Genomic DNA, 21,156 nt, shown 5'->3' on the forward strand with positions numbered 1-21,156 from the left:
ATCTCTTTGTGTAAAACGACCGAATAGCCCCCATTCCCTTTCGGCATAGTTGCGATGGTCTTTTCGTTTCGCGCACAAGCGAAGCCGGAAGCCATCCCATGCCATCCTCAAGCGCTTCTGCATGCGCATCGGACTTTTTCGTATGCCTTCACACCCTTTTATAATCGCTGGTCAACGGGGTAGATCGACGGTCTCTGCTGCTTGGTTTTTACACGGCCATCAGCGCAGACGGTTGTGAGACGAGAGAAGGGAGTGTGCATGAGAAAGGGAATGAATCCTGATCTCTATCGCGAAGAGTGGCAATGGCAAGAAGGGGATATGACGGTCACGCGCAGTTGCCAGTGGTCTGGACCCGGATGCCATCAAGGCTGCAACGTGCTGTTCTACACCAAGGACGACAAGCTCGTGAAAATCGAGGGCGATCCGCGTTCGGCAGTGAACGAAGGCAGGCTGTGCATGCGCTGCCTCGCCATGGTCGAGGCGGTCAACCATCCCGACCGCATCCTGCATCCGCTCAGGCGCGTGGGCGAGCGCGGCGAGAACAAGTGGGAAGAAATCACGATGGACGAAGCATACGCCATCATCGCCGAAAAGGCGCGCGAGGTTACCGAAGAATACGGTCCCAAGTCCATCGTTACCGGTATCGGTACAGGGCGCAACGCCACGTGGCAGACGTCTTCGCTCGCATTCGCTGGGTTCAAGACGCCTAACGATACGGCCGGTATGCTTTCGGGCGACTGCTGCTACACGCCCCGCCTGCAGGCTATGAACGCCATCTTCGGCTCCGACTTCATCGCCGACTGCGCCCAGCTTTCTGCAGAGCGCTTCGACGATCCTGAGTATCGCCGTCCCGACGTTATCCTCAACTGGGCGTGCAATCCGGTCGTTTCCAACGCCGATGGGTTCTTCGGACATTGGATCATCGATTGCATGCAGCACGGCTCCAAGCTCTTCGTGGTTGACACCCGCGTTACGTGGATGGCTGCTCATGCCGACATCTTCTTGCAGCTGCGTCCCGGCACCGACGCCGCGGTCGCTTTGGGCATCTGCAACGTGATGCTGCAAGAAGACCTCTACGATAAAGATTTCTGCGACAAGTGGGTCTACGGCATGGAGGCTTTAGAGGAGCGCGCTTCTGCTTACACGCCCGAAGTTGTTGAGAAGATCACTTGGGTTCCCGCAGAAAAGATCGTCGAAGCAGCCCGCTACCTGGGGCAAGCGGGCACGGTCGCTTTGCAGTGGGGATTGCCGCTCGACCAGACGAAATGGGCTGTTGGCGCTTCGCTCGCCGTTGCCGCTGTCGAAGTCCTTACGGGCTCCATCGACGTACCCGGCGGGTTCGTGAACGTGAAGTACGGCCACGTGCAGTCCGATATCCGCGAGAACATTTGCAAGGGTATGGGCAAAGAGGTGCGCGAAGGCCGTCTGGGCGACGGCAAATACGCGCTGCGCACGGTCGGTTTCGGGCCGCATTCCATGGGAGACGACATCCTGCTCGCCATGGAAACCGGCGAGCCCTATCCCATCAAGATGGGCTTTCTCTGCTCCACCAACAGCTTCATCAACATGGCAGGCGAATCCAAGCGCGTCTACGAGGCGTGGCAGAAGGTTCCGTTCGTGGTCGTGTGCGATCTGTTCATGACGCCGACGGCTGCCGGCTGCGCCGATATCGTGCTGCCGATCGCCATGGGGTGCGAGCGTTGGGGTATCCGCGCCTGGTTCACCCCGCTGCGCGCCATCAACAAGATACTCCAAGCGGGCGATGCTCGCGGCGATGAGCAGATCATGCTCGAGCTCGGCCAGATCCTCAATCCTGACATGTTCTTCTGGGATACCGTACCCGAGATGAACGAATACGTGATGAAGAACCTCTCCTCGATGCCCTTCGACATCACGTGGGAAGAGCTGCAGGAGAAAACACTCGTATACCCGAAGTTCCAGTACCGCAAGTACGAGACGGGCGACATGCGCTTCGACAAGCAGCCGGGCTTCAACACGACCACGGGGCGCATCGAACTGTACTGCACCATGTACGATTCGGCGGGCATCGATCCCTTGCCGAGCTTCAAGGAGCCTACGTGCAGTCCCATCTCGGCTCCCGAAGAGGCCAAAGAGTATCCTTTCGTGCTCACCACAGGCCGCCGCAGCTGGGAGTTCTTCCACTCCGAGCATCGTCAGCTCAAATCGATACGCGAATTCCATCCATGGCCTCTGTGCGAAATCAATACGCAGGATGCCGAAGCGCTTGGTATCAACGACGGCGATTGGGTGTATCTGGAAAACCAGTGGGGCAAGGTTATGCAGAAAGCCGAGGTATCCGACGGCATTCTGAGGGGCACCATCATGGCCGAGCACGGATGGTGGTTCCCCGAACGCTCAGGCAAGCTCGAAGATGGCCTGTACGGCGCATTCGATTCGAACATCAACTGCCTGACCATCCAAAACGACATGGCGACAGCGGGATACGGATCGTCCTATAAAACCCAAATGTGCAAAGTCTACAAGGTCGAGGATGGGACCGAGCCGCAAGGCGATATGCCCGAAAACGTCGGGCGCAACCAATTCGACGTCGTGAACCGCTAGAAGGGAGGAGACATGTTGAACGGCTTGCTTATCAATTACAACTTCTGCACCGGCTGCCATAGCTGCGAAATGGCGTGCAAGGTGGAACACGGTTTCGAAGAGGGGGAATGGGGCATCAAGCTTACCCAGCAAGGTCCCAACCTCATCAAAGACGACACGTGGGAATTCAACTTCATACCCACACCGACCGACCGCTGCGACCTGTGCGCCGATCGTGTGAAGGAAGGACGCCTTCCCACATGCGTGCATCACTGCCAGGGCCTGTGCATGGAATACGGCCCGGTAGACGAGCTGGCAAAGCAGATGACGTCGTCGCACATGGTGCTGTTCGTACCGTGTGAGGAATAGGGGACAGGCATGAACAGAGAAGACGTTGCAGAAAAGTACGGCGAACTGGTGAGCGATTGGTTCTGCGTGGAAGCCTACATCAAGGACGGTGATCTGTACTACCGCTACGATGCAGCCGATCCGGTAACCGAGCCAGGGCAGATCACGTTTAACAAGATAACCGACGGCGTTTCGGAGCCCGTGCAGGTGACGACGGTTGAATTCCACGAAGCTCAAAAGGGCGACAAATTGAAATAGGCGGATGGACCTGCGCCCGAAGCCTGTTTGCCCGGGCGCAGGTTCGCTGATGGTGAATACAGGACCGAAAGCCCTTGCCGGTTGATTCAGGCGGCAAGGCGGAAGGGGTTGTGATGGAGCCTCAAGAGATCAAGAAACGCTACGCGGATCTGCTTGCTGCCGAATCGACGGTGGAGGCGTACCTTCTCGACGGTGCGCTGTACTACCGCTACGAATGGCTCAACGAAGTCGAAATGATGCCCGAAATTGTGTACTACCGTCTCGCCGGCGACGAAGATCCCGATACAAAAGGCGAGATCGTTCCTTTGGGCAGGTACTACAAGGCCCAGAAAAACGGCGAGAAAGTCAAGTAAGCACGAGTCCGTCGAAGGGATGGCCCGTGCGAGGTAAGCATAAGGAGTTTCACCATGTGTTTTAGACCAGCAGATACGCAAACGGCAAAGAAGCAATGCCCAGAATGCGGAGCGGAAAACGGCTACTTCGACGCGAAGTGCACGGCGTGCGGGGCAGAACTATCTGCCGGCAGCCCACCTGCCATGGGCGCTCCCGGACGGCCTGGCGCTCCGAGCGCGCCAGGTGCTCCGAAACCCCCGGGAGCACCTGCAGCCCCCGGAGCGCCGAAGGCTCCCGGCGCACAGTAACGGGTTTACAGCGAAGGCTGTGCGCGGGGAATGCGGGAGCGGGCAGTGTGCGTGGGTGTACGTCGGTAGAGCGGGGATCAACAAGGGGGAATCGTCATGGGTCAGACAGGATTCAAGAAGCTCGTCGCCGAGGAGAAAGACGGCGGCATGCGCATCGAAATCGAAATTGTGGTCGATGCCGCACGGGTCAATGAAACGCTTGACGAATTCTATCGTTTGATGGCGCAGGTGAGGGGAATGGGTGCGAAGGCTGATGATCGACTGTCCCTGAAAGAGCGCCTTGCCGAAGAGATAAGCGCCCAGGAAGTCGAAGCTGCGAGCAAGGATTTCCTGCTCAATCGGTTCACGATGGAGGCTGTGCGCGAGCTCGGCATCGATACGGTGCTCACGCCGGGTGTCCACGCCGACGATCCGCCATGCTTCAATCGGGATTTCTCGTTCACGGCGAGCCTTACTCCGCGCCCCCGCCTTTCGCTTACCGACATAGGTCCCGTTGAGGTGCAACGACCTATTGTCTCGATCGATGAAAGCGACATCGACGCTCAGATTGCGTACTCGGCGCAGCAGTGCGCCGAGTACCAGGCCTCCGCTCATGGAGAAATCCGTAGAGGCGATTATGCCGTTATGGATATCGGGATGACAAAGAACGGAAAGCCGTGCAAGGACCTCTCGGGCCTGCGTCGCCGCGTCGAGATATCCGAAGGCCTGTTACCTGTCGCATTCATCGAGAACGTTCTTTCGATGCGCGCAGGCGAAGAGCGTTCGTTTTCGTTTTCGGTGCCCGCAGAAGACGGCGAAAAGACCGATCGCTACGAAGCTGCCGTCAGGCTCTACGAAGTGCAAGAGCGCGTGGTTCCCGTTGTGGATGACGCGTGGGTGGCGCGCGTGCTCCCGCAGTTCGGCGATGTGGCGGGGGTTCGAGCGCACATCCGCGCCGATCTTGAGTCCCAGAAAGCGAAAGTCGAACAGCAAGAGCTGGTTTTGCGGGTTCGTTCTGCTTTGGAAAAGCGGCTCGTCGGCGTTGTTCCCGACGAGATGTACCAAGAAGCGAAAGACTCGTTGATGGCAACGACCCTCGCCAAAATCGAAGCGCAGGGCCAAACGTTCGAAGCGTACTGCGAAGAGCACGGCACAACCAAAGACGAATTCACCATGCAGGCATTCATGCAAGCTGCCGAGACGCTCCGTCAAAACCTTGCGCTCGACGTACTGGCACGGGAGCGGGGCATTGCGGCTGCGACAGAGGACGTGGCTGCTGCGAAAGGCGCGCTTCCTGCGGGTCTTGCAGCCCTGTCGGATGAGGAGTTCGAGCGGCGCGGGTTTGCTTCGTCGCTCGGTGAAAGCATTCGCCGCAAGAAAGCCCTGGCATGGTTGATGGAAACGGCACAGGTTGAAAACTAGATCGATTGCGGGCTTTCGTCTTGGGCGAACCCGCAAAGCATCGGGTGAGGAGGTGGCATGCGCAAGGGAATTTGCGCATAGATGCAGGTGACATCGAAGGCATCGCACCTGTGCGTGCGAGGAGGAAAAGGGGTTACACCATGACCGAAACGACGATTTCCGCTCCCGAGCCTCAGGGGGGTGCAGTAGGGAAGATCACTAATGCCATATCCCAGAAAATGGGCCTCATGTACGGCATCGGTATGATGTTCTTCTCTGGGTGGAATCAGATGTTGAGTTCGTACTGGAATTACTTCCTTACGAACGCGGTGGGCATGGATCCTGCGCTGATGGGAACCATGACTACCATATCGAGCTTTATGGCGTGGATCATCGTGTTCATCGCCGCCGTCATCATCGAACGCGTATGGCTGCGCTGGGGTCAATACCGCTCGTACATGCTGTTCGCTCCTGTTTGCGCCTTGATCTTCATCATGGGCGCATGGACCGACTGGACGTGGATCGGCGTTGATACCGGCAGTGTGGCTCAGGCCGTGTTGATCGGCGGCTGCTACATTATCGGCCAGTTCTTCATCAACCTGTTCATGATTTCCGCGACGTCCATGATCACGGTTGCCTCGCGGACCGAAGCCGACCGTGCGCTGATGTCTGCTCGTAAAGCTCAGGGCAACCTGATTATTAAGCTTCTGTTCGCGGCCGTTTCGCTTCCCATGATCATCTTTTTCGCGGGCGGCGACGTTGCTTCCAACACGCGTCCCGATACGGTAATCGGGTATACCATCACTGCGTTCATCTGGGGTATCGTGTTCGTGCTTGCGTACGTGTATTTATTCAAGATGTTCAAGGGTATGGATCCGACCGAGGAGTATTGTCGCCGCCGCTACGAGGCGAAGAAGGCTGGAAAAAAGACCGAAGAGGTCAAAAGCGATATACAGAAGGTGTCCATTTGGAAGTGCCTCAAGTACTTCTTCACGAACCTTCCCGCTCTGGGTTTGTTCATCGGCGAAGTCGGCCGCGCCATCTGGTCGATGCTGCTCGGTGCGATGGCCGTGTACTACTGCACCGTGGTGTTCGACCAGCCAATGCTCTACGCTGGCTGCCTCACGCTGGCTAACGCCGCCGGCTTGGTCGGCACGTTTTGCGGCGAAGCGATCGCCCGCAAGCTCGGCAATCGCATCACGTATTTGACTGGCATTGCCATCGTGATCGTCTCGATGATCTTCGGCTATTTCGGCGCCGCATCCTCGACGCTGGTGTTCACCGTCGCAATCGTCGTCAGCTTCTTCGGCGGCAACATGATGATGGCGGTCGAGTTCTCCTGCATGGCAAACGCCATCACGTATCAGGAATACAAGAAGGGCGAAAGCGCCAAAGCGTTCATCATGGGCACAATCCAATGGTGCCCGAACATCGGCAAGATGTTCCAAGGTGCCATCATCGGCTTCGGTTTGGCATCGATCGGTTACAGCGCATCGGTTGAAGTGGTCACCGAGGCAATGGTTCAGGGCATCACGTTCATGACCTTCATGGTTCCCACTATCGCCATGATCGTCTGCTTCGTGGTCTTTTTCTTCCTGCACCGTCTGACCTCTGCTCAGATGAAGGAAGCGGAAGAGGGCCTGGCCAAGCGTAAGGCCGAATAACCCGACCTGTCATCCGGATCCGACAGGGCCTACCTTCGGATCCGGATCGGGAGCATCTGAAAACACGAGCGATGCCCGATATGCAAGGCGATCGACGGACGAGAGCAGGATGACATGATGAACATCGTACTTCTTGCAGTTGCCATAGCCATAACGTTTGCGGGATGCGCGATTCTGTTCGTGGATGTGGTGGCTACCCGCAAGACCGATTTCTGTCAGGACGAAACTCCCGCAGAGTACATCGACAAGGGTGCACGTGATCAAAGCGAGTCGAACAAAGCATCAGGCCTTTTCGTCTTAGCGGTACCTGAATTTCGCTATGAGTACGAAGGGAAGACGTATCAGGGGAAAAGCGCGAACGTGTTTTTCCATCTCTACCTGAGGGCAGGTCGGCTGGCGGTGCCGTTTTTGGGCGGTAAAACGTACTGCATCTATGTAAACCCTGCTCAACCAACCATGTACGTCACATCGGGCGAGCAGCGGTTTGCGTACATGCATCTTCTGGGCTGTTCGGTGTCGGTCGTTGGGATTGTGCTCTTGCTGTTTGCAATGGGCATGTTCGGGTGAAGGTATAAGACGAGTACGAGAGAGAAGAGGTATCAGAGTTGGCTACTTACATTGACGAAAACGCCGCTCCCCAGGTGCGTGTGCTGGAAGACGGCACCGAAATTCACCGCACGTCCCCGTGGTCTCCTCCGGGTTGCCACGGCATGGGTTGCGGGGTGCTTGCGTATGTGAAAGACGGAAAGTGCATAAAGATCGAGGGCGACCCCGATCATCCCACTACGAAGGGGCGCTTATGCGTGCGCTGCTTGCGCGTGCTCGACCTGATCTATCATCCCGATCGCATCGTGCACCCGATGTACCGCGATCCGAAGGACCGAGGCAACGCCGATGCTTGGAAGGTCGTATCGTGGGATTGGGCCTACGACAAGATCGAAGAAGAAATCAACAAGTGCAAAGAGCAATACGGCCCGAACAGTCTGACGGTGCTCACCGGAACCGGGCGCGAAGCTGGCAGGTACATGACGAACACGTCTGCGCGCATCTGTGTGACGACGAACCAGTGCTATACGCAGACGGGTTTCTCCTGCATGGCTCCGCGCGATACGGTGTGCTCCATGATCGGCGGCGCGGGCTACATCGAGTACGACTTTGCGAACGGATTGCCCGGACGCTACGACGATCCCGAATACGTGCAACCGAAGTACCTGCTCAACTGGGGTCGCGATTCTCTACGGTCCAATCCCGACGGCACCTGGGGCCATTCCATCATCGAGCTTTTGAAGCGCGGCACCAAGCTCATCAACGTCGATCCGCGCGTGAACTGGCTTTCGACCCGCGCGCTGTACTACATGCAGCTGCGTCCGAACACCGATACCGCGCTCGCCTTCGGCCTCCTTCGCGTGCTCATCGAGGAGGATCTGTACGATCATGAGTTCGTCGAGAAGTGGTGCTACGGTTTCGACGAGTTCAAAGAGCGCGTTATGGAGCACACGGTGGAATGGGCTGCCGAAGTGACCGAGGTTCCCGCCGAGACCATCCGCGCGGTTGCCCGTTGCTTGGCAGAGAAGCCGTGGGGTCTCAACATGGGCCTCGCCAACGACCAAAATCCCAACGGCGTGCAGAGCGTGCACTGCCTGTACGCCCTCGTTGCCATTACGGGCAACCTCGACATTCCCGGCGGCACGAACATCGGGTGGAACATTACGCTCGACTTCGGCGGAAACCAGTTCGACAACGTCGACGGCGTTGCAGGCAGCAAAAAGCGGGAAACCGTGCCGCCGAACCCGGTTACCCAGGAACAGCGCGACAGTACGGTTGGGCTCGACGTATACCCCATCTACAAGCTCTTGCTCGGCAAAGCGGTGCCTGATGAGTTTCTGCCGACACTCGAGACCGACGAGCCGTATCCGGTGCGTTTCTGCTGGATCCTGCATACCAATCCGGTAGCTCCTACGAACACCGCTCAGCCGAGCCGGTGGCATAAAGCGCTCAAACGCATGGATTTCGTGGTGGCGCAGGACATCTTCATGAACCCCACTATCGCTTCGTGCTGCGATCTGTTTTTGCCCCTTGCCACGTGGCTCGAACATGATGGGTACATCACGCAGCTCATGGGCGAGCATCCCGGTCCCGTAGCCGCCATGGTGAAGGCTGTTCCTCCCGTGGGGGATTGCAAGAGCGAATTCGAAATCGTCCATGATTTGGCGCAGCGCCCGGCATTCCGCGATAACTTCTACGTGGACGGCGAGAGCAAGGTCGAGAGCATCGAGCGTTACATCTCTGAAGACCTTACCAAAGTGGTCGGGTTCGATCATGATTGGGAGTACCTCAAAGACCACGTGCAGGTATGCCGCAAAACCGAGTACCGCAAATACGAGCGCGGTATGCTCCGGCCCGACGGTGAACCTGGCTTCAACACCACGACAGGCAAGGTCGAGCTGTTCAGCCTGATGTTCGCCGCGTGCGGCGGGGATCCTCTGCCGTACTACGAAGAGCCTATATTCAGCGAGTACTGGCAAGACGATGCCGACGAGCTGCATTCCTGCGCCGCTTCGCGCTTCATGTCCGAATACACCAAAGAGCACCCCAACTGGAAGGAAGAGTACCCCATCACCATCACGACGGGCGCGCGCAATTGGGCGTCGTTCCATTCCGAGCATCGCCAATCCAAGATGCTGCGCGAGATCAAGCCGTATCCCGTTGTGGCCATGCACCCCGATTTGGCAGAAAAGATCGGCGTAACCGAGGGCGAATGGGTGTGCATCGAAAACCCGTGGGGAAAATGTTACGAGAAGGCGAAGATCACTCCTATTCTGAAGCCGAATGTGGTCATGGCCGATCACGGGTGGTGGTATCCCGAGGAGGATATGAGCGAGCCGAACATCGGCGGCGTGTGGAAATCGAACATCAACGAGCTCATCCCGAACAACCTTGTCGGCCACTACGGCTTCGGCGCGCCGATGAAATGCATGATCGGCAGGCTCAGCAAGGCCGATCACGTACCGCTTGTCGAACATGCCCCGCAAGATCTTCCGAGCGTGCAGAACTTCCCCGGTTCCATCAAAAACGATCCCGCCCTTCAGAATCTCATGGCCGAATAGGAGGTATGAATCATGGCTCAGAAATACGGCTTACTCATTGACAACTACTGGTGCACCGGCTGCCATTCGTGCGAGGTATCCTGCAAAAACGAACACGATTATCCGATTGGGCAGTTCGGCATCAAGATGCTCGTGCTCGGTCCGTGGGAACTGATGGAGGAAGGCACCTGGGAGCACACGTACTACCCGCTTATCACCTCGTACTGCGATTTGTGTGAAGACCGTGTTGCCGCAGGCGGCATGCCGGCATGCCAGCTCCATTGCCTGGCGAGCGCTATCGAGTACGGGCCTGTTGAGGATCTGGCGGCCAAGATGGCCGAACGCGATCGCAGGACCACGTTGCTCATCCCGTAGGTGACGGCTCCGTCGGGGCCGTGCGGCGCGCGGCCCCGACGCTGATTGACTCGGATGCGCCGATTTTCCGACGCCGATTCGATTTCGTATGGAAGAAAGAAGGACGGACCATGTGTTTTAGACCAGCAGCTGCATCGACGCCGAAAACATGCCCTGAATGCGGCATGATCAATCCCGCCGTTGCGGAAAAGTGCATCAAATGCGGAGTGGAGCTTCCCGAAGACCGCATCAAGTGTCCGCATTGCGGCGAAATGAACATTGCGGGTGCCACGGAATGCTCAGAATGCGGGAGCGATCTTCCGGCTGTTGCAGCCGCCCCGGCACCGAGCGCCCCGTCGGCGTCGATGGCCGCAGCATCGCACGCTCCTGCAAACCCGCAGGCTCCTTCCGCACCGAGCGCCCCTGCCGCCCCCAAAGCACCTTCGAAGTAGCGTTTGGCAGCGCGTTTGCAATGTCGAGCGAAACCGACAGCCGCCCTGTATCCAACAAGCTTTGGAACATCCGATTCGTCCACCTGCTGCTCATCGAAGCGGTGTTCCAGTTTGCGACGTATCTGATCAACCCGATTATTTCGCAGTACGTTATCGCTTTAGGGTCATCGCTTGCAGTCGGCGGATTCGTTGCGGGGCTTGTTGCTTCTTCGGCATTGGCGGTGCGTCCTGTGACGGGATGGGTCGCCGACCGTTTGAGCAAGACGACGCTCTTGGTGCTCTCGGCATTGCTGTTTACGGTTGCCGCGTTTGGATGCGCGTTCACGCAGAGCGTAGGGGGCGTGGGCTTGTTCCGCATTGTGCAAGGTGTTGCGTTCGCATTTCGCTCCGCCGTAGTCGTCTCGCTTGTTTCGGTCGTGGTCGCGCATGACCATATCGGACGAGCAGTTGGCTGGGTGGGTGTGGTCACCACGGCGTCGTGCGCGATCGCTCCGTCAGTTGCGGCGGCCCTCGGATCGCAGATCGGGTATTTCGGATGTTTCGTCATAGCGGGGTGCTTGTTCGCTGCCGGGCTTGTGCTTGCGGTTTTGTTCAAGGCTCCGCAGGATATTCGCGTACGGCACCGCACTATGCGCAGTCGGAAGGGGCAGTATCGTGCACCTGGGTTTCCCCTGCGCGATTTCGTATACGTTCCCGCCGTTCCCTATTCTGCTATGGCCGCGCTGTCGGGGGTTCCGCATGGCATCAACGTTTCACTGCTGCTTACCGTCGGCGAGTTCCGAGGCATCGCCGGGGTATCGCTGTATTTCACGCTGTACGCTGTGTCGGCGCTTGTCGCCCGCCCGCTTGCGGGTCGCTTAAGCGATACGAGAAGCTTCGGCGTTGTGATCGTGCCCGTCCTCCTCGTAGAATTGGTGGGGTGTGGGGTTTTGATAGCCATGGATTCTCTCGGCGCGGTAGCGTTGGCGGGGATGCTCGTTGGGATTGGGCAAGGTTCGGCGTATTCTGCGCTGCAGGCGGAAGCGGTGCGCGGTGCCGATGAGCAGGAGCTTGGAAGAGCTTCGAATACGTTTTACATCGGGCCGGATATCAATATGGGAATGAGTCCGTTTGTCGGGGGGATCATCATGCAAACGTGGGGGGTATCTGCAATGTATACGGTGTGCTTCTGCTTTGTGCTGGGTGCGCTGGTTCTGTACCTGCTTATGAGAAAGCGATCCGCTTCTTTCACTTCGCGAAATGCGGCGAAAGGGGCAGCTAAGAGTCGTCCGTGAGGGTGGCTCGTCCAAATCGCTTTTGCTGCGGTTTTTCGGAAATCTTCGATCAATTATGTAACCATGATGCTTATTCAGCGAGGTGGCTGAGATGAAAGAGCTGCTTAGAGGCATTGCTGGCTATTTTAAGGTTCAGCATGTGCTGTTTCTGGTTCCGATTGGAGCCTTCGCGGTCTACGATAGCGTGTTTTCGGCATTCTCCTCCGTTTTGGCGGTGTTGTGGGAGATGTACCCTGATGTTTCGCGCGCGGGGATTCAGATGATACTCGCTGTGCCTTCGCTTGCGAGCATTCCCACTACCTTGTTGACGGGACTTTTGACGTCGTTCGTCCATAAGAAGACGATTGCGGAAGTTGCGCTGGTGTTCCTCTTGGTGGGGGGCCTTTTTCCTGTGGCGATCGAGGAGCCCCATATCGGCCTTCTGTTCGCAAGCAGTGCGCTCATCGGAATCGGGCAGGGTTTGCTGCACCCCCTTGCAAGCATGCTCGTCTGCCAATATTGGGAAAGCAAGAGCGAGCGCAGCCGTGTGCTCGGCTTTAAGCAGGCCATCAACTATCTTGGTGCCGCCGCGGTGTCGCTCGTGGTGGGCTGGCTTGCCCTTGCCCAGTGGAACTTCGCCTATCTCATATACGTCGGGGTGGTTCCTGTCCTCGTTATCACGGCTATCCGTCTTCCGAAAGGCCAGTTAGAAGAACGGTTGATCAATCGAGGGCACCTGTTTTCCGGTATGAAGAAGCTACTGACACCTGCCTTGGCGTATGCATGCTTTATGTTCTGTACGGTCTCGCTGTTCAATTTTGCCTTTCAGTCGAACATCGCGATGCTCGTCAACGAAAAGGGGTTCGGTGATGTGGTGGATATCGCTGCGATTACGGCGATCCTGCAGATAGCTTCGTTTGCGGTGGGGGTTTTGTACGGTCAAATCACCAAGCTGTTTCGAAAATACGTGCTGCTTCCCGGGTTGGCATTGCTCACCGCAGGCTTTCTGACGGTCGCTTGCGCACCCAGCATGGTCGTGGTGCTCATCGGCGGAACCGTTTTCGGCATCGGTGCGGGCATCCAGTACGTTACGACGCTCTACAACACGTCGAAAGCGGTCGATCAGAGCGTTGTTTCCATGGCTCTTTCGCTTGTACTGGCATTGACTTCGCTCGGCTTCTCCGTATCGCCGATTGTGATTGAGGGCGTGAAGGATCTGCTGTTCGGACCAGGGGCGGGTGCCGATATGTCGATGGTTGTCGCAGGGGCGGGATGCGCAGTGCTGTTTGCGATCGAGTGCGTGCACTGCAGGTTCTTCGCGAGGGAAAATTATCTCGACGGGCCTGTTCCCGACGATCTGATCGATTGACGGCGAAGCGCACGTCGTGTGCCGTGTTTGAAGATGAGCACGCAAAACCTTGGGCGTAGTGAAAGCTTGGCGTTGATGAAAAGAGCGTCTCATGCCCGATTGCTATATGTGTTTGCCAACCTGTGAAAACTGCAAGCCGAAGATGGTCGTGTGTTCGAACTGCGGTGCCCGTACGCTCATGGATCTCAAAACGTGTCCGTTGTGTAAGGAGCCGATAAGCGAACAAGCACGCAAACAGGCTTGGGATGAATGGAAGGCTCGACATCGATAGAGGTGATCGCATGTGCTATCCCTGTGTGAATTGCGGAAAATGCGGGGCGAAGCTTCCCAAAGCGCAGATTCGCTGTCCGAAATGCAAAACGGTGCTTTCCGAAGAGCATCCCGTGTGCGAACGGTGCGGATGGCGGTTGCCCCTGCCTCCGGGGAGCGCTCGGCTAAAGAAGCGTACCTGATAGTCGATGGTGTGCGTGTTAGATGCCGCCGCGACGAACGTAGGCGCATTTCGCTATTCAATTTCCTCCAAGTACGCGACTTTGTCGTGGTGCTCGATATCGGTTGAAACGACAAGCTCGACGGTTTCCAAGAACTGGTCGATCGCTTTTTTCTGATAATCCTCGCGCAAAACCAGATACGACGTGATGCGTGCACGCTCGTCGTCGATGAGACGGCTCGTCATGTGACGCTGCATGCTGAGCAAAGGCGAAGCAGCGACGGCAGGCGAAACGAGGAATATCGCGTTGCGATCGTGCGTATTCATGAAGAACTCGTTGAGCGTTTCGCTCGAATACGTTTGCAGGTTCGGCCGAACGCCGAGCGTTCTGCTGAAAAGATCGAGGATGGCAAACCTCATGGGGTCGAAGCTGCGTGTCGAAGTCATGTTGATGGGCACATGTACGAGGTCCTCCAACATAAGCGCTTCTTTGGAAACGAGCGGATGGTCTTCGTGCAACCATACGCAAAGCTGTTCTTGTATTACGGGATAGAAGATCAGACCCTTTTTTTCGCTCACCTTGTCGATGCGATCGGCAGCGTTGCAATCGATGACCATCGCGATATCGATTTTACCCTGCTCGAGCAGCTCGATCGATTTTCTGCCTCGCTCGGTGTAGTACTTGGTCATGATGTACGGATTCGCCAGTTTGAATCGAGAGACTGATTTGAAGAGAATTTCGCTCATCAAATCGACGATGTAGGGTTCTTGGATGGTGAGCGTTTCGATGTCTTGCCGGGCGATGTCGCGTACGCGCTTAACGGAATCTTTGTACAGGTGGTGAATCTGGATGGCATCTTTGAGAAACGCAGCCCCTGCTGCTGTCATTTCGAGATCTTTGCTGCGCGTGATCAGTTCAACGTCGAGTTCTTGTTCGAGTTCGGAAATGTGCTTGCTCAGAGTCGGCTGCGACATGTTCAAATTGTTCGCCGCAGTGGTGAAATTCAGATAGTGCGTAAGAACGATGAACTCGTACAGGGATTCGATTTTCAATGCAGACTCCCCCTTAGTAAAACCATCTTCGCTCGCTCATATTGTAGCATCATAAGCAGGGCCGAACGCGCGCGTCGGCGAAGCAGCGTGCATTGCGTGGACCGAGGCGAGAGCGGATTCGCTTCGCGGTTCGTTGCGCTGGTAACGGTGTGCTGTTGCTACCCGAGGGTTTGCGGTTTCGGTTCGCGTTCGGATTCAAACGAACATGCAGTATGCGTTCTGGTTCGGTTTGCCCGGATATGAGGCTTGCCCCATAAGACGAAAAAGGGTGAATCTTTCGATTTTCCCTTTCAAACTGGGAATATATTACCACAAACCGCAGCAAAAGTCGAGTCCTGTATATCGTTGCCGAGAGGCGTATCCTTCTTTTTCCGCCAAAACGAAAGGGTGATGCGCATTGGACATCGACATGATGCTGAGCTTGGGGGCGCGGGGCGAACCTGCGCGGGCAGACCTTGCTCTGTGCAACGCGAAAAGCGAGCGCTACGGTCTTTCGCTCACCGGGGAGCAGATGAAAGAACTTGCCGAGCGACGCGTCGAGGCGCTGTGCGCAACGGGCCGTGTGGAATTCGGGCGCGGCGTGCTTGTGGAACTCGTTGCGGCATTTTGCGATTCTCCCTATCTTTTCCAAGCTACCTACGATGAAACGCTTGCTGATCTGCAGGATGCCTTCTACCGGTTCAAGGAGGATTCACACGAGCAAATAGCCGATCAGGATTTGATCGATGCCATGCGCCAAGCGTTCGACCATGAGGCGCACGGCTCGGTAGAACACCTCGGCAACATGGCGGTTGAGCGCCTGGTTGCGCTTGCCGAAGCTTGTCATCGAGACGAGAACGAGGATTGGTCGGAAGCGGAAGCGTACGAGGGGAAGGACGGCGATGTCGAAGCAGGAAGAAGCGGCGAGCGAGACGGGCTCGACCGCGTGTACGAGGCGAGCCGATGCGAACGGCCCGACGAAGCGTATGCGGCCGGGTTCTACGACGAGTACAACGAGCTGTACCGCACTGGGTTCGACGCGAACAGCAGAATCGGTGGATCGACGTTTCGGTGAGCTCGCGCCGGTTGCCGCGCAAGACGAAGAGCTGACGGTCGAAGAGCAGCTTGCGTTTCAGTCCGAACTCTGGGGGCTTCTCGCGAAGCGCACCGCCCTCTACACGATGGGCGAGAGCAGCTCGGTCCCTGAATTGACGGCGAAGCGGCTGCTCGATTCGGTCTGTTTCACGCTCGGCCTCAATCCTGCCGATCTGTGTTCGCGCGATGTCCGTTCGCTGCTCCGGGAGCAAGTCGCAGACGCGTTCGAGCGTCGCATGAAGGACGTCGAAGCGAAGGCGCAGGGAGTCGAGGGGCTCTGGGAGTCGGTCTGCCTGAGCACGCCGCTTCTCGAGAGCACGGCGTTGCGCGATACGCTTGAGAGCCTGCGGAACTTTTCGGCGCGCTACGAGTACCGATATTTCGCCCACGAGATTCCGTGCGATATCGATTACCCTCTTGCGCATCCCGTTCCCGAAACAATGCTCGGAGTGGATTACGTGACCGAGTACCTCGAGCGGTTGCTCATCGAGAACGCGGTCATGCAGTGTTTCGAGCTGGATCGGTGCGCCGCGCTCTTGCGAGCAGTTCATCCGGCATACCGCGAGCTGATCATCAATCTGTACGAGCCGATCGCCGCGAACGCGATCGGGCTTGCGCTTGCCGGCGGCGATGTCCTATCGTTGCGGGTGACGGATGAGGATCGCATGCGTATTGTCGAGAAGGTAGCGGAAAAGACGCGTTCGCAGGTGCGCAGCATGCTTGCGTCTGCAGCCTGCCTGGCGTGCGATGCGCTTGCCATCGAGGATGAACGCACGCGCAAGTACGTAACCGATACGGCAGTCGATCTGCTGCCGCGCGTCATGCGGCTCGCATCCCGCAGCGGAATGCCGTCGGGCGAGGGGCTTTCCGGAGTGTTCTTGCGTTTCTAGCGACTAACGTCTGCACGGCTGCTTGAGCAGTCCTACGATACGGAGTGCCTTATTTCCTTCCCCCCAGCATCGCTCCTACGTCGCGACCGACATGGCGCACGACGATCTCGGAAAGGCGTTTGATCGCGCTGGCGAGGATGGAGCGGGCGGGCTCCAGGGTGTTCTTGTTCGCATCGAGCAGCAGCTGAACGGTTTTCGCGCCGCCGCTTAGGATGTCGGTTGCATCTTCGGCGCCTGACGCCTGCACTGCTTCGAAAATCGCGTCCACGATGACGGCGAGTTCGTCGTCGGTAAACGATCCGAGCCATTCGGTCATCACCTGATCGGTAAACCGGGCGCTGTCGGATATGCGATCGGCATAGACGAACCGATCGCCTTCGATCTGCCAGGTGAAACCGCTGTGGGCCGCTATGCCCTTTGCATCGCTTTCGACGACTCGGTAATCCTCGTGCGATTCCATGAGCATGCCGACGATCGAATCGGTCGGCACTATTTTGGTGACGCCCCCCTCGATGCTCGCGTACTCTTCGCTCGTGAACACCGAAGGCTTGAAGCCGGGTCCGTCGAAATCGTAGACGCGCTCTATGCGCGATCGTACCTTGGCGTTGGCATTGACGGCGGCGAACACGGCAAGGTTGCCACCCTTGGAGTGGCCGCCGAGCATCAGGCGTTTCGGCAGGCCGGGCGCTGCCGATTCGAGGTAGCGGACAGCCTGGTCTTGGGCGGGAACCGGGCAGGTGAAGGCCATGTTGAAATCTTCCTTCCACCCGGTAAACGAACTGTCGGTGCCGCGGTATCCGATGAACGCGAATTCGCGCTTGTGGACGAACGCCATCGCAGCGAACTGCGTTTGGCGCTCGATGTCGAACAAGCTCAGATAGTCGCGGATGACGATTTCGCGGAAGCGGGGACTCGCGGCAAGGGCGAAAAGCAGGCTCTTTGTCCGATCGGGCACAAGCCCTGTGAACATGCGGTCGAAGTGCTCGGCTCTGAGCGCATCGCGGAATGCGACGCCGCGGCCGCCCGGCGAAAGCAGATTCTCAACGATCGTACCGATGTCTGCGAACAGCCTCTTTTCTTTGAGTCCCGGTGCTATGTCATCGAAACGCACCATGCAGATTTCCGAGAGCACGAGCGCGTCGATCTCATTGAACGGCTTCTCTTCGAATGTGGCGAATTCGGTTGCGAGATAGTCGAGTATGTTCATAGCGGTTCCTAACCTTGCGTTTTGCGGCATCGAGCTGCCGGTTCTTCAGGCAGCCTTGTACAGACGCAGTATGGTTGCTTTCGGAAAGCAGCAGTGCGCTTGCTCTTAGGCGCAATGTTTATAATGGCACAGTTGAAACACTGCGGCTATCGTCGAGTTTTCGCCCCAAGCGAAGCACCGTACGCGTGCTGTTTCGAAGCCTTTGAGTATGCGCTTGGTTCGGGCTGACCAAGGGGTCGACTTTGAAGCATGGGTTCGGGCTGACTGAGGAGGTCTGCTTCGAAGGTGCGCATGAGGATATCGAACGCAGGCGCATTCCTTTTTATAGTGAGGGGTGCTTTCTGCGTTCCCGAAGTTGCCGATCTTGGCACAAAATCCGAGGTTTGACAATTAGAGAGTATCATACATTTATTTTTTGATGATTCAGAATTTTGCCATCAGGCATTTTGCGCTCTGGTAATTCGTATTTAGATACTTATGGTGTTACACAATTGTCAAACCTCGGAATTTGTGCCGGAATTCGGGATATCGGGAACATTTGGAGCATTGCATCACCGAGAGCATTGGGAGTATCGGAGCATATCGAAAAGATCGGGACCAACTGGAACACGGGGAACATTCGAAATGCCGAGACAATCGGGACTATCGAAGCTCATCGCAATGCGAGTCTGCGAGATTAGTCCACTCAGAACGGCACATGGTGGCAAGTCGCTTACCACCTGCGCCTTTACTGTTGCATGAACAAACCATGACCTGCCGTTTGCGAACAATTGACGCAAGCTTGATTTCCGCCTGACCTCGCCCAAACAGAGCATGCCTAGCATAGTCGTTGTAGCGGAAGGCATCGAAGGCGGCGTTCAACCCCCTCCCAGAGCGATTCCCTTCTCGAGCCTTCGGCCTCCGCTTTCTAAACGATGAAGGATGACAGGAAAGAGGAGTTGCATGTTTGAAAGCACGATATCCCGGCGGCAGTTCGTCATCGGCGGTGCCGCGGTGCTCGCAACAGGAGCGCTCGGCCTCATGACGGGTTGCACGGCTGCGAGCGGTTCGGCTGCGGGAGCTGCGAGCGCCCAGGCGAACGCGAGCGGTTCGAACGCGGAAGGCGGGCAGACCGCTGCGGAGAAGATCACCATGGTATGGCTTCCCGATAATTCATCGGCCGATCTTACCGCTTCTCGTCAGGCCATCGGCGATGCTATCACTGCGGCATGCGGGCGCGAAACCGAACTTATGACCACAACCGATTACAACGTTGCCATCGAGGCCATCGCGTCGGGCAGCGCTCAGATGGCGCTTCTCGGAGCGGAAGGGTACGTGCAGGCGAATAAGAAGAATCCCCATGTGCTTGCCGCGTTCACCAACAGCGACGAAGAGGGCGGTCTCGACGGCGCGTGTTATTACAGCCGTATCTGCGTGCGCACCGAAGATGCCGAACAGTACAAAAGCGGAAGCGAGTACTCCCTCGAAAACATACAGGGCAAGCCGTTCTCGTTCGTAACGGCAACTTCGACCTCGGGTTTCAAAGTGCCGTCGAGCGCTATCGTCGCGGAGTTCGGTTTGGATTCCTCGGACGAGCTGCTCGAGGCGGGCGCGTTCTTCTCGGAAGTGCTCTTTGGCAACTCGCATGCGGGATCGGCGGTAAACCTGCTTTCAGGGGATGCAGAAGCGGCAGCATTCGACGACGTCGATGTCGATATGTACCTCGATCTCGTATCGGGCGAGGCCAATACGGTCGGGGCGGTGTACAAGGCGAAAGACGATGCCGAGGCTCCCTTCGACACGGTGCGCGGCAACCAGTTCACTATCATCGCCATCACCCCGGTTCTCAACGCGCCCGTGTGCTTCAACGAAGAGGCGATCGATGACGATACGCGCACGAAGATCGTCGATTATTTCTGCTCCGATGCGGTTGCCGACAACAAGGAGATTTTCGTCGATCCCGAGGACGAGAACGCCCAGGGCATTTTCGAGAAGGATTCGGAAAAGACCTGTTTTGTTGAAGTAACCGACGACTGGTACGAACCCATTAGAAAACTCGGCGCTTAGCCGTAACGGCAGTCCAGCGAGTCCGCCGATCTCGGACGATCGGTGGGCTTTGCGGTGTGCGGGCCGCGTACGACGAGCCTCGGTGTCCAACGCGGTCTGCGGCTGCACCTGAGCTGTCGGCAGTGAGAGCTCGGGGAAACGGTTGGGCAGAAAACATCCGAGCTGCCGTTAGCGGATGCGCGGGAAGCGATCGGGCAGAAAGGAAGAAATCACATGTCTCATGAGGGACTGTTGGCAATGAAGTCGGTGTCGAAGAGCTACAACGGCAAAACGAGGGCGCTTGACAATGTGACTATGGAAATCGAGCGCGGCCAGTTCGTTTCGGTCATCGGATCGTCGGGGGCTGGTAAATCGACGCTTCTGCGATGCGTGAACAGGCTTATCGACCCAACCGAAGGAAGCATCGAATTCGATGGAAGCGACGTGCTTGCGCTCGGGAAACGACAGTTGCGGCAGGTGCGCAGACGCATCAGCATGATTTTTCAACACTACAATCTCGTTTCTCGCTCGACGACCATCGAAAACGTGTTGCAGGGTCGCCTCGGTTACAAATCGAGCATCGCTGGGGTATTCGGTTTGTACAGCGAAGAGGAAAAGGTGCTTGCGTTCGAAACGCTCACGCGGCTCGGTATGGAAGAGTTCGCGTACCGTCGGTGCGATCAGCTTTCAGGCGGACAGAAGCAGCGCGTGGGCATTGCACGAGCGCTCGTACAGGAGCCGCTGCTCATGCTGGCGGACGAGCCGATTGCAAGCCTCGATCCGAAGGCGTCGCGCACGATCATGGAATACCTCAGGTGGGCCGCCGACGACCTCGGCATCGCGTGCTTGGTAAACCTCCATCAGGTCGATTGCGCCATCGAGTTCTCGGATCGCATCATTGGCTTGAAGGACGGCAAGCTCGTGTTCGACGGAACGCCTGCCGAGCTCGATTCCGAAGCCATCGCCTACATTTACGGTACGTCGTACGTGAAGGAACAGGCGCCGCGCATCCGGGATTTCTCCGATGCGGTCGAGGCTGACGTGCTGGCGACTGCGGGTGTTGCTTCATGAGCGGGATCCGAAACCGGTTACGCGCCGAACGGGGGTCCG

General features: G+C 57.3%; 19 protein-coding genes. 17 read left to right on the forward strand and 2 right to left on the reverse strand.

What is annotated here, in order from left to right; genetic code table 11:
• Nucleotides 1–258: 258 nt before the first annotated feature.
• The 13 genes from FJE54_RS04595 to FJE54_RS16420 all read left to right on the forward strand — a co-directional run bounded on the left by FJE54_RS04595 (nucleotide 259) and on the right by FJE54_RS16420 (nucleotide 13,819).
• Nucleotides 259–2,583, forward strand: a complete 2,325-nt coding sequence (locus FJE54_RS04595; RefSeq protein ID WP_139651551.1) for a molybdopterin-dependent oxidoreductase — start codon at nucleotides 259–261, stop codon at nucleotides 2,581–2,583.
• Nucleotides 2,584–2,595: 12 nt separating this feature from the next.
• Nucleotides 2,596–2,931: a 4Fe-4S dicluster domain-containing protein gene (locus FJE54_RS04600; RefSeq protein WP_139651552.1), complete on the forward strand. Its 336-nt coding sequence runs from the start codon at nucleotides 2,596–2,598 to the stop codon at nucleotides 2,929–2,931.
• A 9-nt stretch (nucleotides 2,932–2,940) separates the two neighbouring features.
• A complete protein-coding gene (locus tag FJE54_RS04605) occupies nucleotides 2,941–3,168 on the forward strand; it encodes a hypothetical protein (RefSeq protein ID WP_139651553.1) in 228 nt (75 codons plus the stop codon).
• Between the two features lie 113 nt (nucleotides 3,169–3,281).
• Complete coding sequence (locus FJE54_RS04610) at nucleotides 3,282–3,521, forward strand: hypothetical protein (RefSeq protein ID WP_139651554.1); 240 nt, start codon at nucleotides 3,282–3,284, stop codon at nucleotides 3,519–3,521.
• A gap of 384 nt (nucleotides 3,522–3,905) precedes the next feature.
• On the forward strand, nucleotides 3,906–5,210 hold the full coding sequence (locus FJE54_RS04615; RefSeq protein ID WP_139651555.1) for a trigger factor: 1,305 nt from the start codon (nucleotides 3,906–3,908) through the stop codon (nucleotides 5,208–5,210).
• Nucleotides 5,211–5,350: 140 nt separating this feature from the next.
• Entirely contained in the window at nucleotides 5,351–6,853 is a 1,503-nt protein-coding gene (locus FJE54_RS04620; protein ID WP_139651556.1) for an MFS transporter, read from the forward strand.
• 114 nt (nucleotides 6,854–6,967) lie between these two features.
• Nucleotides 6,968–7,420 carry a hypothetical protein gene (locus FJE54_RS04625; RefSeq protein ID WP_139651557.1) on the forward strand — a complete coding sequence of 151 codons (453 nt, stop codon included), beginning with the start codon at nucleotides 6,968–6,970 and terminating at the stop codon, nucleotides 7,418–7,420.
• A 38-nt stretch (nucleotides 7,421–7,458) separates the two neighbouring features.
• On the forward strand, nucleotides 7,459–9,960 hold the full coding sequence (locus FJE54_RS04630; RefSeq protein ID WP_139651558.1) for a molybdopterin-dependent oxidoreductase: 2,502 nt from the start codon (nucleotides 7,459–7,461) through the stop codon (nucleotides 9,958–9,960).
• Nucleotides 9,961–9,972: 12 nt separating this feature from the next.
• On the forward strand, nucleotides 9,973–10,314 hold the full coding sequence (locus tag FJE54_RS04635; protein ID WP_139651559.1) for an oxidoreductase: 342 nt from the start codon (nucleotides 9,973–9,975) through the stop codon (nucleotides 10,312–10,314).
• Nucleotides 10,315–10,424: 110 nt separating this feature from the next.
• Nucleotides 10,425–10,745, forward strand: coding sequence for a zinc-ribbon domain-containing protein (locus tag FJE54_RS04640; RefSeq protein ID WP_139651560.1), 321 nt, complete (start codon nucleotides 10,425–10,427; stop codon nucleotides 10,743–10,745).
• Nucleotides 10,746–10,765: 20 nt separating this feature from the next.
• Nucleotides 10,766–12,019, forward strand: coding sequence for an MFS transporter (locus FJE54_RS04645; RefSeq protein WP_139651561.1), 1,254 nt, complete (start codon nucleotides 10,766–10,768; stop codon nucleotides 12,017–12,019).
• Nucleotides 12,020–12,110: 91 nt separating this feature from the next.
• Entirely contained in the window at nucleotides 12,111–13,367 is a 1,257-nt protein-coding gene (locus FJE54_RS04650) for an MFS transporter (protein ID WP_139651562.1), read from the forward strand.
• Nucleotides 13,368–13,648: 281 nt separating this feature from the next.
• Entirely contained in the window at nucleotides 13,649–13,819 is a 171-nt protein-coding gene (locus tag FJE54_RS16420) for a hypothetical protein (RefSeq protein WP_369406382.1), read from the forward strand.
• A 53-nt stretch (nucleotides 13,820–13,872) separates the two neighbouring features.
• Here the strand turns inward: FJE54_RS16420 and FJE54_RS04655 are convergent, their stop codons facing one another.
• Nucleotides 13,873–14,850: a LysR family transcriptional regulator gene (locus FJE54_RS04655; RefSeq protein ID WP_139651563.1), complete on the reverse strand. Its 978-nt coding sequence runs from the start codon at nucleotides 14,848–14,850 to the stop codon at nucleotides 13,873–13,875.
• A gap of 397 nt (nucleotides 14,851–15,247) precedes the next feature.
• Between FJE54_RS04655 and FJE54_RS04660 the strand changes: the two genes are divergently transcribed.
• Both FJE54_RS04660 and FJE54_RS04665 read left to right on the forward strand, forming a co-directional pair.
• Complete coding sequence (locus FJE54_RS04660) at nucleotides 15,248–15,904, forward strand: DUF6323 family protein (RefSeq protein WP_139651564.1); 657 nt, start codon at nucleotides 15,248–15,250, stop codon at nucleotides 15,902–15,904.
• On the forward strand, nucleotides 15,885–16,814 hold the full coding sequence (locus FJE54_RS04665) for a DUF6179 domain-containing protein (protein WP_139651565.1): 930 nt from the start codon (nucleotides 15,885–15,887) through the stop codon (nucleotides 16,812–16,814). The genes FJE54_RS04660 and FJE54_RS04665 overlap by 20 nt, the downstream gene beginning before the upstream one ends.
• A 49-nt stretch (nucleotides 16,815–16,863) precedes the next feature.
• On the opposite strand, the gene FJE54_RS04670 is transcribed toward FJE54_RS04665, so the two are convergent.
• Nucleotides 16,864–18,021, reverse strand: a complete 1,158-nt coding sequence (locus FJE54_RS04670) for an Mbeg1-like protein (protein WP_139651566.1) — start codon at nucleotides 18,019–18,021, stop codon at nucleotides 16,864–16,866.
• A 942-nt stretch (nucleotides 18,022–18,963) separates the two neighbouring features.
• Between FJE54_RS04670 and FJE54_RS04675 the strand changes: the two genes are divergently transcribed.
• Nucleotides 18,964–20,067, forward strand: a complete 1,104-nt coding sequence (locus tag FJE54_RS04675) for a phosphate/phosphite/phosphonate ABC transporter substrate-binding protein (RefSeq protein ID WP_139651567.1) — start codon at nucleotides 18,964–18,966, stop codon at nucleotides 20,065–20,067.
• A gap of 213 nt (nucleotides 20,068–20,280) precedes the next feature.
• The gene (phnC, locus tag FJE54_RS04680) at nucleotides 20,281–21,117 is read left to right on the forward strand and encodes a phosphonate ABC transporter ATP-binding protein (RefSeq protein ID WP_139651568.1); all 837 of its coding nucleotides are present in this window, start codon (nucleotides 20,281–20,283) and stop codon (nucleotides 21,115–21,117) included.
• Nucleotides 21,118–21,156 lie beyond the last annotated feature (39 nt).

It is taken from the genome of Raoultibacter phocaeensis, assembly GCF_901411515.1.
GTDB lineage: Bacteria > Actinomycetota > Coriobacteriia > Coriobacteriales > Eggerthellaceae > Raoultibacter > Raoultibacter phocaeensis.